The organism is Alteraurantiacibacter aestuarii (assembly GCF_039523595.1).
In the GTDB taxonomy this organism is placed as follows: Bacteria; Pseudomonadota; Alphaproteobacteria; order Sphingomonadales; family Sphingomonadaceae; genus Alteraurantiacibacter; species Alteraurantiacibacter aestuarii.
This window is the reverse complement of sequence record NZ_BAAAFP010000002.1, coordinates 1,680,741-1,698,245: the sequence shown is the minus strand read 5'-3', so window position 1 is coordinate 1,698,245 and position 17,505 is coordinate 1,680,741. Positions and strand designations below refer to the sequence as shown.

16 protein-coding genes and 1 tRNA gene are annotated in these 17,505 nt (G+C 61.9%); 12 read left to right on the top strand and 5 right to left on the bottom strand.

The features are described from left to right. The first annotated feature begins 36 nt into the window (after positions 1-36). Complete coding sequence (locus tag ABDZ98_RS11690) at positions 37-453, top strand: EVE domain-containing protein (protein WP_343808055.1); 417 nt, start codon at positions 37-39, stop codon at positions 451-453. On the opposite strand, the gene ABDZ98_RS11685 is transcribed toward ABDZ98_RS11690, so the two are convergent. Continuing rightward, complete coding sequence (locus tag ABDZ98_RS11685) at positions 450-2,102, bottom strand: thiamine pyrophosphate-binding protein (protein ID WP_343808052.1); 1,653 nt, start codon at positions 2,100-2,102, stop codon at positions 450-452. The two genes, ABDZ98_RS11690 and ABDZ98_RS11685, sit on opposite strands and share 4 nt — an antisense overlap. Before the next feature lie 125 nt (positions 2,103-2,227). On the opposite strand from ABDZ98_RS11685, the gene ABDZ98_RS11680 reads away from it, so the two are divergent. After that, on the top strand, positions 2,228-2,428 hold the full coding sequence (locus tag ABDZ98_RS11680) for a hypothetical protein (protein ID WP_343808050.1): 201 nt from the start codon (positions 2,228-2,230) through the stop codon (positions 2,426-2,428). Position 2,429: 1 nt separating this feature from the next. On the opposite strand, the gene ABDZ98_RS11675 is transcribed toward ABDZ98_RS11680, so the two are convergent. Next, on the bottom strand, positions 2,430-3,749 hold the full coding sequence (locus ABDZ98_RS11675) for an MFS transporter (protein WP_343808047.1): 1,320 nt from the start codon (positions 3,747-3,749) through the stop codon (positions 2,430-2,432). A gap of 116 nt (positions 3,750-3,865) precedes the next feature. On the opposite strand from ABDZ98_RS11675, the gene pgsA reads away from it, so the two are divergent. Continuing rightward, a complete protein-coding gene (gene pgsA / locus ABDZ98_RS11670; RefSeq protein ID WP_343808045.1) occupies positions 3,866-4,459 on the top strand; it encodes a CDP-diacylglycerol--glycerol-3-phosphate 3-phosphatidyltransferase in 594 nt (197 codons plus the stop codon). A 269-nt stretch (positions 4,460-4,728) separates the two neighbouring features. Next, complete coding sequence (locus tag ABDZ98_RS11665) at positions 4,729-5,631, top strand: OmpA family protein (RefSeq protein ID WP_343808042.1); 903 nt, start codon at positions 4,729-4,731, stop codon at positions 5,629-5,631. Between the two features lie 171 nt (positions 5,632-5,802). On the opposite strand, the gene ABDZ98_RS11660 is transcribed toward ABDZ98_RS11665, so the two are convergent. The 3 genes from ABDZ98_RS11660 to rnd all read right to left on the bottom strand — a co-directional run bounded on the left by ABDZ98_RS11660 (position 5,803) and on the right by rnd (position 8,508). Then, a complete protein-coding gene (locus ABDZ98_RS11660; protein WP_343808039.1) occupies positions 5,803-6,201 on the bottom strand; it encodes a VOC family protein in 399 nt (132 codons plus the stop codon). A gap of 124 nt (positions 6,202-6,325) precedes the next feature. Continuing rightward, positions 6,326-7,222: a hydrogen peroxide-inducible genes activator gene (locus ABDZ98_RS11655; protein ID WP_343808037.1), complete on the bottom strand. Its 897-nt coding sequence runs from the start codon at positions 7,220-7,222 to the stop codon at positions 6,326-6,328. Then, entirely contained in the window at positions 7,219-8,508 is a 1,290-nt protein-coding gene (rnd, locus tag ABDZ98_RS11650; RefSeq protein ID WP_343808034.1) for a ribonuclease D, read from the bottom strand. The genes ABDZ98_RS11655 and rnd overlap by 4 nt, the downstream gene beginning before the upstream one ends. 129 nt (positions 8,509-8,637) lie before the next feature. Between rnd and aspS the strand changes: the two genes are divergently transcribed. From aspS to mgtA, 8 genes are all read left to right on the top strand, one after another. Beyond that, positions 8,638-10,443 (top strand): aspartate--tRNA ligase, encoded by a 1,806-nt coding sequence (gene aspS / locus ABDZ98_RS11645; protein ID WP_343808031.1) that lies wholly within the window; start codon positions 8,638-8,640, stop codon positions 10,441-10,443. 94 nt (positions 10,444-10,537) lie between these two features. After that, entirely contained in the window at positions 10,538-10,774 is a 237-nt protein-coding gene (locus tag ABDZ98_RS11640) for an acyl carrier protein (protein ID WP_343808028.1), read from the top strand. A gap of 100 nt (positions 10,775-10,874) precedes the next feature. Next, complete coding sequence (gene fabF, locus ABDZ98_RS11635; RefSeq protein ID WP_343808025.1) at positions 10,875-12,137, top strand: beta-ketoacyl-ACP synthase II; 1,263 nt, start codon at positions 10,875-10,877, stop codon at positions 12,135-12,137. Position 12,138: 1 nt separating this feature from the next. Further along, a complete protein-coding gene (gene mltG, locus ABDZ98_RS11630) occupies positions 12,139-13,110 on the top strand; it encodes an endolytic transglycosylase MltG (RefSeq protein WP_343808022.1) in 972 nt (323 codons plus the stop codon). Between the two features lie 6 nt (positions 13,111-13,116). Beyond that, on the top strand, positions 13,117-13,629 hold the full coding sequence (locus ABDZ98_RS11625; protein ID WP_343808019.1) for a 2'-5' RNA ligase family protein: 513 nt from the start codon (positions 13,117-13,119) through the stop codon (positions 13,627-13,629). 68 nt (positions 13,630-13,697) lie between these two features. Next, positions 13,698-13,774, top strand: a tRNA-Met gene (locus ABDZ98_RS11620). Positions 13,775-13,974: 200 nt separating this feature from the next. Continuing rightward, positions 13,975-14,979: a lysylphosphatidylglycerol synthase transmembrane domain-containing protein gene (locus tag ABDZ98_RS11615; protein WP_343808016.1), complete on the top strand. Its 1,005-nt coding sequence runs from the start codon at positions 13,975-13,977 to the stop codon at positions 14,977-14,979. Further along, positions 14,972-17,503 (top strand): magnesium-translocating P-type ATPase, encoded by a 2,532-nt coding sequence (mgtA, locus tag ABDZ98_RS11610; RefSeq protein WP_343808013.1) that lies wholly within the window; start codon positions 14,972-14,974, stop codon positions 17,501-17,503. Before ABDZ98_RS11615 ends, mgtA begins: the two co-directional genes overlap by 8 nt. The last annotated feature ends 2 nt before the right edge of the window (positions 17,504-17,505 follow it).

Sequence of the window (17,505 nt, the reverse complement as noted above, 5' to 3'; positions counted from 1 at the left end):
CCCTTGAGCAGTCATGGCGCGTAAATGGAGGAAGCGATGGCACGTTATTGGCTGATGAAATCCGAACCGGCCAAGTACAGCTGGGATGATCTGGTGGCGGAGGGTGAAACCGTCTGGGACGGCGTGCGCAACCACCGCGCCTCAAACAACATGCGCGAAATGCAGTTGGGCGATCAGGCGTTCTTCTACCATTCGGTTACCGGCAAGGAGATCATCGGCATTGCCGAGGTTTCCCGCACCGGGATCACCGATCCGACCGACCCGGAAGGCAAGTGGGCAACGGTCTATATCAAGCCGGTGCGCAAGCTGGAGCGTCCCGTCAGCCTGGCCGAAATCAAGGCGGACGAGGGTCTGGAAGGGATTGAGCTGGTGCGCCTGTCACGCCTGTCGGTGGCCGAGATCACCCCTGCGGAATGGCAGCATGTGTGCGCAATGGCGAAGAAACCGGCCTAGCTGGATCGCAGCGTACTGACCCGCGCTCCGCCTGCGCTCAACTGCTCGATATCGGTGATGCAGTGGAGCAGGCGGACGCCCTTGCGCGTGATCGCCTCGGCCAATGCCTGGCGAAATTGTTCGGTGGTTTCCACGCGCGCTCCCCAGCCGCCGAAGCTGCTGGCCATGGCGGCAAAATCGGGATTGGCGAGATCGGTCGATGCCACGCGGCCGGGATATTCCCGCTCCTGATGCATGCGGATCGTGCCGTAGGCGGAGTTGTCGAACAGGATCACCAGCAAATCCGCGCCATATTGCACGGCAGTGGCCAGTTCCTGCGCATTCATCATGAAATCGCCGTCACCCGCCGCGGCAACCACGCAGCGATCGGGAAAGCGCAGCGATGCGGCGACCGCTGCTGGTATCCCATACCCCATTGCGCCGCAGGTCGGGGCCAGCTGCGAGGGGAAACCGGTGTAGCGCCAGTAACGGTGCCACCATCCGCCAAAATTGCCCGCACCGTTGCAGATGATGGAATCGGCGGGCAGCATTTCACGCGCGGCGGCCATGCACATCGCCTGGTCGAGCGGGAAATCGCTGGCAACCGGGGTCGAAAACTCCAGCCACTCGCGGTTGGCCTCGTGTCCGGCATCGAAGGGCAACACGTCGCCATCGTCCCACAGGGCGGCACTTTCGGCGAATTCACCGGGATCTGCGCAAATCGCCAGATCGGTGCGATAGACGCGGCCCAGCTCCTCGGGGTCGGGATAGATGTGGATCAACTGCTGGCCGGGATGATCGGGCGTCACCAGCGTGTAGCCATCGGTGGTCGCCTCTCCCAGCCTGGCGCCTACGACCAGCAGCAGGTCTGCCGCCTTGATCCGCTCCACCAGCTTTGGACCCGGGCCATAGCCAAGGTTGCCGGCATAGACCGGGCTGGAGGAATCGATGGCATCCTGCCGGCGAAAGGCGGTTGCCACGGGCATGCCGATGCGCCGGGCGAACTGGTCGAAATATTCGCGCGCTTTGCCGTGCCATCCGCCGCCGCCGATAATTGCGACAGGGGAAGCGGCATCGCCGATCATTGCCATCATCGTGGCGATCGCATCGGGGCAGGGGGCCTGCGCCGGACGATGGGTATAGGGGCGCTGGAGGGCTACAATGCCATCTTCGTGCAGCATGTCCTCTGGCAGGGCGAGCACCACCGGGCCGGGCCGGCCGGAGATTGCCGTGGCATAGGCGCGCGCAACATATTCCGGAATACGCGCCGCGTCGTCGATGCGTGCGGCCCATTTGCAGATCGGCCCGAAGAAGGCGGAAAAGTCCACTTCCTGAAAGCCCTCGCGGTCGCGCATGGTGCGCGCCACATCGCCCACGAACAGGATCATCGGCTGCGAATCCTGCATCGCCACGTGCACGCCGATGCTGGCATTGGTGGCGCCGGGGCCGCGGGTGACAAAGGCAATGCCGGGGCGCGCCGTCATCGCGCCATCGGCGCAGGCCATGAAGGCAACCCCGCCTTCCTGGCGGCAGGTGACGGTCTGTATCCGGGTCCTGTCCCTCAGGGCATCGAGGACGGGCAGGAAGCTCTCCCCCGGTACGGTGAAGACGCGGTCGCATCCTTGCTCGGCAAGGGAATCGACCAGTAATGCTGCTGCCTGGTTGCTCATGAAATCACCTATTATCCATGCCCGATCAATGCGGCAACCATACGCCCGTTGCAAGAATCGTCCCGGCTGTGGACATCGGCCAAATGCGCTCTCCACAATGGTTAGCAATTCGTTAAACCAGTCGCATGAGACGCGCACTTGTTCTGACCCATGAGGCCGCCCGCCATCCGTTCCGGGCTTCGCTTCCGATGCAGGCCTTCGCATTGGGGGAGGCAGAGAATCGCCGGTCATGGAGGCTCAATTTCGGCCTCGATGCCGGTGACGCGCGTCAGCTGGTGATGACCTATTGCGCAGGCTTCCTGGCGACTACGGCCTTCTTCTTCTGACTTATTGCGCCTGGGTGATGGCGAGTTTTTCGGCCTGATACAGCCGATAACCCAGCCATGCCGATATCAGGCACATGGCAGCGCTCAGCAGCAGTTGCTCGACCAGTGGCACGCCGACCGCACTCAGCAGCAGCGCGAAGACCGAGCCGCCCACCATCGCCCCGGAATTGACGATATTGTTCGCCGCCACCGTGCGTGAAGCCTGCGAGGGTTCCACCCGCGTGGTGAGGAAGGCGTAGAGCGGAACCACGAACATGCCGCCGAATACCGCAATCGCCAGCAGCGCAGCCAGCACCAGCGGGGCGAGCGGCTGGGCGATGAAGGTGGCGATATCCATCAGTTCAGGAGTGGTAATCTCCTGCGACCACATCCGGCAGACCAGATAGAAAGCGGCCACGCTGATGCCCATCAGGATGACTGAAACGGGGCTGTAGCGCGCAGAGACATTGCCCTTCAGCAAGGCATTGATCGCCACCGATCCAATCGCCACACCGATGGAGAAGATCACCAGGAACAGGCTGGCGACTTCCTTGCTGGCCATCAGCACATTCTTGGCCAGCGGCGGAAACTGGATGAACAGCACCGCGCCAATGGTCCAGAAAAAGCTGATTGCCATGATCGCGTAGAAAACCTCGCGGTGGTGACAGGTGTTGCGCACCAGCGCGATGGATGCGCGCAGGATGTTGCGATCGATTTCCTGGCCCGGGTGGTAGGGCGGGGCATCGGGCACCTGACAACTGGTGAAATAGCCGATCACGGCGATCACGATCACCAGCAATGCGGCGATCTCCACATCGACAAAGCCCGCCAGGATCGTGCCGCCCATGATGGCAAGATAGGTTCCGGCCTCCACCAGTCCCGTGCCCGCCAGAACCTCGCTACGCTCCAGATGTTGCGGCAGGATGGAATATTTGATCGGGCCAAAGAAGGTGGAATGTACGCCCATCGCAAACAGCGCCAGCATCATCAGCGGAATGGCCACCAGCTGCGTCAGCATCCCCATCCAGGCAAGGGTGAGGCCCACGGCGCCCACCGCCATGATGACGATTTCCGCCGCTTTCACAGTGCGGATGATCTTTGCCTTGTCGCGCATGTCGGCCAGTTGCCCGGCCAGCGCAGAAAACAGGAAGAAGGGCAGGATGAAGACCGCCGAGGCCACCCCGCTGAAAATCGTCTCTGCCGCTTCGGAGCTGTAGACACTGTAGACAACGAACAGCACCATGGCGTTCTTGTACAGATTGTCGTTGAACGCGTTGAGCAGTTGCGTCGCGAAAAGCGGCAGGAAGCGCCTTTGCTTGAGCAGGTGCGGGGAAGTGAGCATGCTGTAGTCTTGCGACCCTTGTTTCGCTATCTCGGCCCTGCCTTAGCCGTGTGAGCGCGCGGCACAAGCGATTGCCTGCTTTTTTACAAGGCAATTACCGGCTAGGGCCTTGCCGCATGTTGACCTTGCCCAACATTTTGACGCTTTCGCGCATCGCGATGATCCCGCTGCTGGCCGCGCTGCTGTGGTGGCCGGGATGGCATGCAGGCTATATTTACGCCTTCGTCCTCTACTGCCTGATGGGCTTCACCGACTATTTCGATGGCTATCTGGCGCGGGCCAGCGGGGCGGTATCCAAGCTGGGCATCTTCCTTGATCCCATTGCCGACAAGATCATGGTGGCATCGGTCATTCTGGTGCTGGCGGCACAAGGCGTGCTGCGCGGCCCCTATGTGGGCGATGCCCATGTGATTGCGGGCCTGATCATCTTGATCCGCGAAATGGCCGTTTCAGGCCTGCGCGAATTCCTCGGCGGGTTGCAGGTGTCGGTGCCCGTAAGCAAGCTGGCCAAGTGGAAGACAACGCTGCAACTGATTGCGCTGGGTGCCCTGATATTGGGCGAAGGCCTGCCGAACTGGACCTTTGCTGCAGCCGGAGTGATCCACAATGTGCCGCATACCGTGGGGCTGTTCACCTTGTGGGGTGCTGCGATCCTGACGGTCGTGACCGGCTGGGATTACCTGCGCGTCGGCATCAAACACATGGATTGAGCGGGCAATGCGGCGCAATCTGCAACGTTTCGTCGCACGATCCGGTCAAATTACCTTCAAAACCCTGGCCTGGCAGGCGGGTTCACGTGCGAGCAAGGTGGGCCTGAACAAACGGCAATTCTCTCGCGCTTGAGCGAAGCTTGCGCGCCGCACATCTTGCCACGTGAGATGATTGGGATGCTGACAGCCAGACACGCCTTTACCATGGCGGTCGAATGAACATCCCGATTTCGCGGGAACCGGCTGTCCCAGTTTGAAGGAGTAACAATATGCGTATTATTTCCAGCAAGCCTGCGGGCCTGATCCTGTGTGCCATGCTTGTCATGCCGGCATCAGTCAGCGTGACGGCGCAGGAACTGGGTCCGGACGAGCGCCAGGAAGTGATCAATGTATTCGGTTCACTTCCGGCTGATTTGTCAGGCCTTGCTGAAGGGCCCGAGGTGGACGGATTTATCTCCGCGCGCAGGGGCCGTCAGATGCAGGTCACCAGCGCAGATGGCAACAACACGGCGATTGTCGTCGCCGATGCCACCCAGATCAGGGCAAGCGGCGGGTTCCTCGGCATGAATCGTACGCAGCTTGCTGCGGACTCGTTGATCAACGGCCTCCCGGTGACCGTCGAAACCGTGGAATGGGAAGGCGGCCTTGTGGCTAGCCGGATCAAGTTCAAGGACAGCGATCTGGAAACGGCCGCAATGATCCGTGCCGGCACCGGCCAGCAATTTGCCGAACAGGGTGCGGCAATTGAAGAGAATGCTGCGGCGACAGAGGCGCTGCGCGGCCGCGTGGCCAATATCGACCAATATAACGTCAAGGGCACGACCAACGTCTATTTCGACACGGGCAAGTGGAACCTGTCGGCTGGGGCCGAGCGCGAACTGTGCACGGCTGCAAGGGAAGCCGAGGCGATGGACAATGCGCTGGTGCTTGTTGTCGGCTACACCGATTCAGTCGGCGATCAGGATTATAACCAGGTCCTCAGCGAGAGGCGCGCAGGCCGCGTGGTCAACCATCTTCAGCAGGCCTGCGGCTGGCAACCCTATCGCATGCTGACCCCCACCGGCATGGCCGAAGCCGATCCGCTGGCGAATAATGCCACCCCCCAGGGCAGGGCGCAGAACCGCCGTGTTTCGGTAAATATCCTCGTCAGCAAGGCGCTTGACGGCCTGTAAGACGTGCGGGGGTGGGCTTGGCTCACCCCGCAGCTTCCCAGCTGAAACAGTTCGCGAGTCGGCGTGAAACATATGCATTGTTGAGTGTCCGCAAGTGGGTGGGAAGCGGACATTCGCGGGATCGCATGATCGAGGTCCGCTAGGTTTAGAAGCAGACCCGTGCCGCACGGATCAGGCAGGAAAATGAATTCCGCACAGTTTGTTGCCGTCGGGATCACGAAAATAGGCCAGTTCGATGGTGCCCATGGAGGCAGTTTCGCGCGGTCCGGGCGGAGCTTCGATCGAGGTTCCACCAGCGGCAACGGCGGTATCGTGAAGCTGCTTCACCTGCTCGGGCGAGTCGCAGGCAAAGGCGACTGTGCTGCCGTTGGCGACGCTTGCCGGTTCGTCGTTGATCGGCTGGCTGACGATGAAATTCGTTCCGTTGCCGTTATTGTAGATCAGACGGGTATGGCCGCTGTCGGCGATGTTCCGCGTCCCTTCCCCTGCACCCAAGGTGCCGAGCACCGTGTCGTAGAAGCGCTTGGATCGTTCAATGTCGTTAGATCCGACCATGGTGTGAAAAAGCACGCATACTCTCCTGAAGGCTGATCGACTTCCGATCGCCATTAGCGGTCTCACCTAACAGGCACGTAACCCGCAGTCACCCCCGGCCCTCGGAACGTCCGCAACTGGGTCGCAAGCGGACGTGCCGTCAGCCCGCTTTCAATTCCTGTGCCAGCAAGCGGAATTCCTCTGCGCGCGGTGAGTTCTGGCGCCAGACAAGGGCGATCTTGCGGCTGGTGTTCTTGCCCTTCAGCGGGCGGGCGACCACGTTGGTTTCGTGCAATATGCCTGCATCAATCGCCATTTCGGGCAGCATGGTCAGGCCCAGGCCGTTGTCGACCATCTGCACCAGCGTGTGCAGCGATGTGCCGATCATGGTGGCACTGGCGCGCATTTCCGGGCGGTTGCAGGCGGCCAGCGCGTGTTCCTTCAGGCAATGTCCGTCTTCCAGCAGCAGTAGGCGGCCTTCGTCGATCATGCCGGGCGGGATTTCCGCAGGCGGATCGCGCGGATCGTCCTTGGGGAAGGCGACGAACAGCCGGTCCTCGCAAATCACCTCGCTCTCCACTTCGCCAGTGGCGAAGGGCAGGGCCAGCAGCACACAATCGGCGCGCCCGTGATGCAGCGATTCGACCGCGTGGTCGGACGTTTCCTCACGCAGGAACAGCTTGAGCTGCGGGCGCTCCTTGCGCAGGCGCGGCAATATGCGCGGCAGCAGGAACGGGGCGATGGTGGGGATCACGCTCATCCGCAATTCGCCAGATAGCGGCTTTCCGGCGGCCTGCACCAGTTCGGACAGTTCCTCTGCCTCGCGCAGCAGGCGGTGCGCCTTTTCCACCACGGCGTTGCCCAGCGGAGTGAAGCGCACCACGCGGCGGCTGCGTTCCACCAAGGTCACGCCCAGCAGCGATTCCAGCTCGCGAATACCGGCGGAAAGGGTGGACTGGGAAACGAAGCTGGCCTCTGCCGCACGGCCAAAATGCCCATGTTCGTGCAGCGCAACCAGATATTGCAGCTGTTTGATGGTGGGCAGATATGTGCTCACTCGGCTGCGTCCGCCTCTGCCTGTGGCTGTTCATCCGGTTCCGAATCGTCTTCAGGCCCATATTCGGGATCATCGTCCGGCTCGTCTTCAACCGCGTGGACCACGGCGCCGCCATTCGCGACATCATCGATATGGGTCATTTTCAGGCGACCTTTCTCGACCGCGAAGGCCAGTTTGCCTTCCACCAGTTCCAGCGCATCCTTGCCGAACACTTCATAGCGCCAGCCTTCCAGCATCGGCAGCTTGCGCACACCGGCGGCCAGCGCCTCCAGCTCGTCAGACTTGGTCAGCAGGCGGGAGGCGACGTCAATCTCGCGGCTGCGAATCTTCAGCAGCAGCTTGAGCAGATCGGCCACCAGCGCACCTTCCTTGCCCAGCGGCGCGCCGCGCTTGGCCTTGGTCGGCATTTCATCGTCGGGCAGTGGCTCTGCATCGCGCAGCACGCGCATCAGACGTTTGCCGATGTCGTTTTCCTTCCACGCCTGTGACAGGCCGCGCACCTTGGCGAGGTCCGCCTGCGATTTGGGCGGGTGGCTGGCGATATCGGCCAGCGTCTCATCACGGATGATGCGGCCGCGCGGAATATCCTTGTCCTGCGCCTCCGTCTCCCGCCATCCGGCCAGCGCCTTGAGGCGGCCCAGCACCTGCGGATTGCGGCCCGGGGCGCGGATGCGGTGCCACGCCAGATCGCTGTCATTGGCGTAATTGGCTGGATCGGCTAGCTTTTCCATCTCGGCATTCAGCCATGCGCCGCGACCGGTCTTGACCAGTTTCTTGAGGATCTTGGGAAAGATCTTGGCGAGGTATGTCACATCACCAATGGCATATTCGATCTGCCGCTCGGTCAGCGGGCGGCGGCTCCAGTCGGTGAAGCGCGCGCCCTTGTCGATCACCTTGCCCAGCCAGCTTTCCACCAGATTGGCATAGCCGATCTGTTCGGACTGGCTGATCGCCATCATCGCGATCTGCGTGTCGAATATCGGATGCGGGGTCTTGCCTGTCAGGTTGTAGATAATCTCCACATCCTGGCCGCCGGCATGGAAGATCTTGAGCACATCCTCATTCTCGCACATCAGGTCGAGCAGGGGGGTGAGATCGAGATTGGGGGCCAGCGGATCGATCGCCGCGGCCTCTTCCTCATTGCCGATCTGGATCAGACACAGCAGCGGATAATAGGTGTTCTCGCGCATGAACTCTGTGTCCACGCACATGAAATCGGACCTGGCCAGCCTCTCGCAAAGCTCGGCAAGTTCTTCACTCGAAGTAATCAGCGGGTGTATTTTCATCTCTGCTTTTCTATACGGCCCACATCAGGGGCCCGGGTCGGGGTTATCGGATCGCTTGACAAGCGCGCCACCATCCCCTGTTAGCGCCGGCTTCCTAGCGCCATATACGGACACAAAGAAAGAGTCTTGATGCACGCCTATCGTACCCACAACTGCGCGGCCCTTAGGGCAGAGAATGTCGGAACAAGCGTCCGCCTGTCGGGTTGGGTGCATCGCAAGCGCGATCACGGCGGCGTTCTGTTCGTCGATTTGCGCGATCATTACGGCATCACCCAGGTGGTGGCGGACGAGGATTCGCCCGCGCTGGCGCTGCTCGATGGATTGAAGCTGGAAAGCGTCATCACCATTGATGGCGAGGTGAAGGCGCGCGATGCCGAGGCGGTCAACGCCAATTTGCCGACCGGCGACATCGAAGTCTTCGCCCGCTCCGTCACCGTGCAGAGCCGCGCCGAGGAATTGCCGCTGCCGGTAGCAGGCGAACAGGATTATCCCGAGGAAATCCGCCTGAAGTACCGCTTCGTGGACCTTCGCCGCGAAACCATGCACCGCAACATCATGCTGCGCAGCCAGGTCATCACCTCGCTGCGCAACCGCATGACCGCGCAGGGCTTCAATGAATTTCAGACGCCGATCCTGGCCGCATCCAGCCCCGAAGGCGCGCGCGACTATATCGTGCCCAGCCGTCTGCATCCCGGCACTTTCTATGCGCTGCCGCAGGCGCCGCAGATGTTCAAGCAGCTGCTGATGGTGGCCGGGTTCGACCGTTATTTCCAGATCGCGCCGTGTTTCCGCGACGAAGATCTGCGCGCTGACCGTTCGCCAGAATTTTACCAGCTCGATTTCGAAATGAGCTTTGTCACCCAGGAAGACGTGTTCCAGGCCATCGAACCGGTGCTGGCTGGCGTGTTCGAGGAATTCTCCGGCGGCAAGAGCGTGACCCCGGCGGGCACATTCCCGCGCATTCCCTACCGCGAATCCATGCTGAAATACGGCACGGACAAGCCCGACCTGCGCAATCCGCTGGTGATCACCGATGTCTCGCATCATTTCGAAAAGTCCGGTTTCGGCATTTTCGAGAAGATCGTTGGCAGCGGCGGCGTTGTCCGCGCGATCCCTGCCCCCAATACGGTCGATAAGAGCCGCAAGTTCTTTGACGAGATGAACGACTGGTCGCGCAAGGAAGGCTTTGCCGGGCTTGGCTATGTCACCCGCAAGGGCGGCGAGTTCGGCGGACCGATCGCCAAGAATCACGGGCCGGAAAACATGGCGAAGCTTTACGAAGAGCTGGGCCTTGGCGAAAACGATGGCCTGTTCTTTGCCGCGGGCAAGGAAAAGGACGCCGCCAGGCTGGCCGGTGCCGCGCGCACCCGCGTGGGCGAATTGCTCGAACTGATCGAGCCTGATTGCTTCAAGTTCTGCTGGATCGTCGATTTCCCGATGTTCGAATATGATGAGGACGCGAAGAAGGTCGATTTCAGCCACAACCCGTTCTCCATGCCGCAGGGCGAGATGGACGCGCTGGAAAACCAGAACCCGCTGGAAATCCTCGCCTGGCAGTATGACATCGTGTGCAACGGCTATGAGCTGAGCAGCGGCGCGATCCGGAACCACCGCCCGGATATCATGTACAAGGCGTTCGAAATCGCCGGGTACACCAAGGCTGACGTGGACGAGAATTTCTCCGGCATGATCGAGGCTTTCAAGCTGGGTGCCCCGCCGCATGGTGGTTCCGCGCCGGGGATCGACCGCATCGTCATGCTGCTGGCGGATGAGCCGAATATTCGCGAAGTGATCGCATTCCCGCTCAACCAGAAGGCGCAGGATCTGATGATGGGCGCTCCCTCAAAGGTCAGCGCGCGGGCGCTGCGCGATGTGCATATTCGCACGGTGGAAGCACCCAAGCCCGCAGCAACCCCTGAAAAAGCTGCGGAGTGACATGGCAAACCGTTCGGCTGGCACTTGCCAGCCTGCCCGTCCTTGATTAGGGCCACAGCTAAACACATACCCAACTTCCAAGAGGGAAACCAGAATGAGCGATACTGCTGACCGCGTGAAGAAGATCGTTGTCGAGCACCTTGGTGTAGAAGAAGACAAGGTTACTCCCGATGCGAGCTTCATTGACGATCTTGGCGCAGACAGCCTCGACATTGTCGAGCTGGTGATGGCATTCGAAGAGGAATTCGGTGTCGAAATCCCTGACGATGCGGCTGAGAAGATCAACACCGTTGGCGATGCCAACAAGTATATCGACGAGCATACGGACTAAGTCCGCAGGCACCCTGTTCGCAATAGGTCCCGCCTTTGCGGACGGGGAACGAAGGCTCAGCCAATTGCGGCTGGGCCTTTCGTGATTTTGGAGAGAGAATATGCGGCGAGTGGTCGTAACCGGACTGGGCCTTGTCACTCCCTTGGGTGGCGATGTGGAAACCACATGGGCAAACATACTGGCCGGCAAGAGCGGTGCCGGGCCGATCACCCATTTTGACGCAACGGAACACAAGTGCCGCATCGCCTGCGAAGTGAAGCCGGCGGACCATGAATATGGCTTCGATCCGAACAAGCGCGTGGATCACAAGGTCCAGCGCCAGGTCGATCCGTTCATCATTTTCGGCATTGATGCCGCAGGTCAGGCGATCGAAGACGCCGGTCTGGAAGACATGGACGATGCCACCAGGCTGCGTGCCGGTTGTTCGATCGGTTCGGGCATCGGCGGCTTGCCGGGCATCGAAAAGGAATCGCTGGTCCTGCACGAAAAGGGACCGGGCCGCGTTTCCCCGCATTTCGTCCACGGCCGCCTGATCAATCTCATCAGCGGTCAGGTCTCTATCAAATATGGCCTGATGGGCCCCAACCACGCGGTGGTGACGGCCTGTTCCACCGGCGCGCATTCCATTGGCGATGCCGCACGGATGATCCGTGACGACGATGCCGACATCATGCTGGCAGGCGGCGCAGAGGCGACCATCTGCCCCATCGGCATTGCCGGATTTGCCCAGGCACGCGCGCTCAGCACCGATTTCAACGATGACCCCACGCGCGCCAGCCGTCCCTATGACGTGGCCCGTGACGGCTTCGTGATGGGTGAAGGCGCGGGCGTTGTGGTGCTGGAAGAATATGAGCACGCCAAGGCGCGCGGTGCGAAGATCTATGCCGAAGTGATCGGCTATGGCCTGTCGGGCGATGCCTACCATGTGACCGCGCCGCATCCTGAAGGATCGGGCGCGTTCCGATCCATGCAGATGGCGCTGCGCAAGGCCGGCATGACACCTGACGACATCGACTATATCAACGCCCACGGCACCTCCACCCCGCTGGGTGACGAGCTGGAACTGGGCGCGGTGCGGCGTCTGTTTGGCGATGCCATTTCGCATGTTTCCATGAGCAGCACCAAAAGCGCCATCGGCCACTTGCTGGGCGGTGCGGGCGCGGTGGAAAGCATCTTCTGCATCCTGGCCATGCGTGACCAGATCGCCCCGCCAACGCTCAATCTGGAGAACCCCTCCGACGGTTGCGAAGGCGTGGACCTGGTGCCGCTCAAGGCCAAGAAGCGCAAGATTCGCGCCGTGCTGAACAACAGTTTCGGCTTTGGCGGGACCAACGCCTCGCTGGTGATGAAGCTAGTCGATTGACATGATCCGGGCCGGCTGTGCCTTGCTGGCCGTGCTTGTGGCGGTGGCCCTGCTGGCGGCAGGCTGGTTCGCCTTTGGCTGGTATGGCTCAGGCCCGGTGGAGGAAGAGACGACCTTCATCGTCTCGTCCGGATCATCGCTCACATCCGTGGCGCAGCAGCTGGAGGAGGAGGGGCATATCCACTCCGCCAGTGCCTTCCTGTTGCGGGCAAAGCTGCTGGGCAGTTCCGATCCGATCAAGGCGGGCGAATTCCTGCTGCCCGCCGGGGCCAGCCCGTCGCAAATCCTCGATTCGTTCCAGCATGGCGAGGTGATCCGCCGCTTCGTCACCATTCCCGAAGGCATGCCATCGGTTCTGGTGCACGAAAGACTGATGGCGGAACCGCTGCTGACAGGCGAGATTCCGGTGCCGGAAGAAGGCACCATCCTGCCCGAAAGCTATGATTTCGAACGCGGGGAGAGCAGGGCGGCCGTGCTCGCCCGCATGCAGGAGGCGATGAGCCGGACGCTGGCTGAACTGTGGCCCACCAAGGGGCCGCGCAGCATGGTGACAACACCGCAGGAGGCAGTGATCCTGGCCTCCATCGTGGAAAAGGAAACCGGCGTTCCGGGTGAACGCGGTATGGTGGCCGGGCTGTATACCAACCGGCTGCGGCAGGGGATTCGCCTGCAGGCCGATCCCACCATCATCTATCCGATCACCAGGGGCCGTCCTTTGGGCCGCCGCATCCGCCAATCGGAAATTGACGCGGTGAACGATTACAACACCTATTCCATGGCCGGCCTGCCGCGTGCACCGATCACCAATCCGGGCCGTGCATCTATCGCCGCAGTGCTCAATCCCGATGCCACCGATGCGCTGTACATGGTGGCCGATGGCAGCGGCGGTCATGCTTTTGGGGCCACGCTGGAAGAGCATAACGCCAATGTCGAACGCTGGTATGCCCTGAGGCGCGAACGCGGCGAGATGTGAGCGGCGATGGCTGACCTTGCTCCGCTGATCATCACCGCCGAAATGCCTGAGGACATGTACAGCTGGGCCAACCAGCTGCGGCAGGATCATTTCCCGCCGGAGCGCAATTACCTCAAGGCCCATGTCACGCTGTTCCATGCGCTTCCCCCCAGCAGTGAGAGCGAAGTGCGCGATTGCCTGGCAGGACTGGCGCGCGACAATCCGCCCGTTCCCGCGCGGCTGGAAGGGGTGATGAAGCTGGGCAAGGGCACTGCGCTGCAAATCTCCAGCCCGGCGATGCTGGCCTTGTGGGAGGAGATGGCGGACCGTTTTCACGGCCTGCTGATCCCGCAGGACATGCACGCCCCGCGCCTCCATGTGACGGTGCAGAACAAGGTCAGCATAGAGGAGGCAAGGGCGCTTCAGGCAGAGCTGGCGGCGCGAATAATCCCGCGTGACTTCACCTTTCGCGGGCTGGAACTGCACGCCTATCGCGGCGGTCCGTGGGACTTCATCAAGAGGTGGCGGTTTCGCGGTTGACCAAGGGGCAACAGCCCCCTACATGGCGCGCCTTGCCGGTGCCTCAGCGCACCGCCGCAAAGCCGGATGGCGGAGTAGCTCAGGTGGTTAGAGCACGGGAATCATAATCCTGGTGTCGGGGGTTCGAGTCCCTCCTCCGCTACCATCCTTTCAGACCTTAGATGGCGATGGATGCGTGCGATAATTGCGCGCCTGTGCCAGCGGTGGGGCTGTTTCCCTGTCGCTCCGCGCAATTGCGGCATTTACCTATTGAACCACGCCATATTGCCAGCGCTTGATGACGCTGGCGACCAGCACCGGGCAAGGGTTGGCCATATGTGATGAAATGGGGCGGCTCCCCGCGGCATGCTGACTGAAAGAGCTTCGCGCACTGCCGTGATCGGCAAGTGGCTGATACCTGCATTGGCGGTGGCGGGTCTGGTGTTCGCCATTCGCCATTTCGCCCAGTTCGAGGAATTTGTGGCGCTGGCCCGTAAGGCGGAGCCGCTGTGGCTGCTGCTGGCGCTGGGATTTCAGGCTGCGACTTATCTGTGCGTCGCCTCTGGCTGGCAGGCCGTACTGCGCCGCGCGGGCCATCCGTTGCCGCTGCGCAGCCTGATCCCGGTGGCGATTACCAAGCTGTTCGCTGATCAGGCTATTCCCGGTGCGGGCATGGGTGGCAATTTCCTGCTGATCCAACGTCTGACGCGGCTGGGCACCCCGCGCGGGGCGGCCATGGCGGCGCTGCTGGTGTCGATGATCGGCTTTTACGCTTCCTATGCCGCGCTGGCGCTGATCATGCTGTTCACGCTGTGGCTGCACCGTCAGGCAACGCCGCTGCTGACCGGGCTGGTTACGACATTCCTGATCATTGCCGTTGCCCTGCCTTCGCTGGCCCTGTGGCTGCGCCGCCGTGGCAGCCAGCCGCTGCCTCCCCGGATCGAGAATATCGCCTTTCTGCACAACGTGCTGCAACTGGTTGGCGAGGCACCTGAGGAGCTGGTCAGGGACCGGGCGCTCATCGCCCGGGTGACAGGCTTCAACGGGCTGGTCTTTCTGGCCGATACGGCGACGCTGGCGGCGTGCCTGCTTGCAGTGGGTCAACCGCTGGAGCTGTCGACCGCGTTCATTGCCCTGATCAGCGGGTCCATCGCCATGACACTGGCTCCGATTCCGCTGGGCCTTGGCACTTTTGAGGCGAGCTGCATCGCGATGCTGACCCTGCTTGGCGTGTCGATCGAACCGGCGGTGACGGCAACCTTGCTGCTGCGGGGGATGACCTTGTGGCTGCCGCTGGGGCTGGGGTTCGCCCTGCTGCGCAGCGGGAACAGGCCCGACGGGAACAGTGACGACGGGTGCGACCATGATTGACGCTTACTGGTCCCTGCCTGCCGAACAGGCGCTCAAAGAAATGCAGAGCACGGCGTCCGGGCTTGAACCTGCCGAAGCGCAGACCCGGCTTGGCAGATTTGGCCCCAATACTGTGGGCGGACACGAGCGGTTATCGGCCATCCGTCAGCTGGCGCGCCAGTTCCGCAACCCGCTTGCGCTGATCCTGATATTCGGTGCCGGTATCTCGCTGCTGCTGAAGGACTGGCTCGACGCGACAATCATCCTGATCATCGTCGGCGGCAGCGGGCTGCTGGGATTCAGCCAGGAATACCGGGCATCGCGGGCGGTTGATCTGCTGCGCGGAAGACTGGCGCTGAGAGTGAATGTGCTGCGCGGCGGAACTGCCCAGACCGTGCCCGCCAGCGAGATTGTGCCCGGTGATGTGGTGCAGCTGTCTGCCGGCAATCTGGTGCCTGCCGATGGGCTGGTGCTTGCAGCGCAGGATTGCCTGGTGACACAGGCCGTACTGACCGGGGAATCGCTGCCGGTCGAAAAATCTCCCGGTACGATCGCCGCTGCGGCATCTATGGAGCAGCGCACCAACACGCTGTTCATGCAATCCTCGCTGCGCAGCGGCACGGCCACGATGCTGGTGATGCAGACGGGCTTGCAGACGGAATATGGCGCAATCGCCAGGCATATCGGCGCGAGCGATGAGGAGACCGAATTCACCCGCGGAGTGCGCGCGTTCGGCATCATGCTGCTGCGGGTGATGATCGTCATCGTGCTGGCGGTGCTGACGATCAACCAGTTGCAGGGCCGCCCGGTGGTGGATTCGCTGCTGTTCGCAGTCGCTCTGGCGGTCGGCCTCTCGCCTGAAATGCTGCCCGCCATCATCAGCGTTACCCTGGCGGTGGGCGCTCGCCATCTGGCGCGGGACGGGGTGATCGTCCGCCGTCTCGATGCGATAGAGAACCTTGGCAGCATGGACATCCTGTGCACCGACAAGACCGGAACGCTGACAGAAGGGGTGGTGCAGCTGGACCGGGCCATCGATCTGGCCGGAGAGACCAGCGGGCAGGTGCGCCATGCCGCCTTCCTGAACGCCTCCTTCGAAACCGGAATTGCCAATCCGCTGGATGAAGCAATCGTTGCCGCCGGCAAGGCTGCGGGCCTGACAGTCGGCGATCACTGCAAGCTGGACGAGATACCCTATGATTTCGCGCGCCGCCGGCTGAGCATTCTGGTGGAGGAACCGGCCGCGCCCGGTCATGCGCGGATGATAACCAAAGGCGCCTTTGCCGATATCATGGCCGTGTGCGGCGCGGTGCGCACAGAGCAGGGGGATCGCCCGCTGACGCAGGATATTCGCCAGACTATCGATGCGCTGTTTCAGGAAATGGGCGAATCCGGCTTCCGCGTGCTGGCCGTGGCTGAGCGCATTTTCCCGGACCGCACCGCGATCGACCGTGAGGACGAGACGGGGCTGACCTTTTTGGGGCTGCTGCTGTTTCTGGACCCGGCCAAGCCGCAGATCGCGCAGAGCCTGCGCGATCTGGCGGCGCTGGGGATCACCACCAAGATCATCAGCGGGGACAACCGTTTTGTCACCGCTCACGTCGCCCGTCAGGTTGGGCTGAAATCCCGATCAATGCTGACGGGCGACAGGCTTGCCCGCATGTCGGACGAGGCGCTTCGCCACCGGGCCGAGCGCAACAGCATCTTCGCCGAAATCGATCCGCAGCAGAAAGAGCGCATCATTCGCGCGCTGCAGCAATCCGGGCACGCGGTTGGCTATCTTGGCGATGGTATCAACGATGCGCCGGCGCTGCGGCTGGCCGACGTGGGCATCTCGGTGGACAAGGCAGTCGATGTGGCGCGTGAGAGTGCCGACATCGTCCTGCTTCACCGCGACATTGACGTGATCCGACAGGGAGTGGTGGATGGCCGCCGGACATTCGCCAACACGCTGAAATATATCTCGATCACCACCAGCGCCAATTTCGGCAACATGGTCAGCATGGCACTGGCGGTTCCGCTGCTGCCGTTCCTGCCGCTGCTGCCCAAGCAGATACTGCTCAACAACTTCCTGTCCGACATTCCATCGATCACCATCTCGACCGATAATGTCGATCCCGAACAGCTGGAGAAGCCCCAGCGCTGGCACATCAGGGACGTGCAGCGGTTCATGATCGTGTTCGGTCTGACCAGCTCGGTTTTCGACCTGCTGACCTTTGGCGCGCTGCGCTGGATATTCCACACGGACGAGGCTTCGTTCCACACCATCTGGTTCGTCATTTCACTGCTTACAGAGCTGGTGGTGGTGCTGGTCCTGCGCACGCGCAGGTTCAGCCTGCACAGTCGCCCCGGCAGGCTGCTGCTGGGGACCACCGCGGTCATGACCTGTGTGTGCCTGATCCTGCCCTTTGCGCCGGTGTTCGATGGGCTGTTCGGGTTCGAGAGGCCGTCATGGCAGTTGCTGGCGTTCAGCGTCGGCCTCGTGACATGCTATGCCCTTGCTACCGAAGCCATGAAGCGGTTCTATTATGCCCGGCGGACCTGACA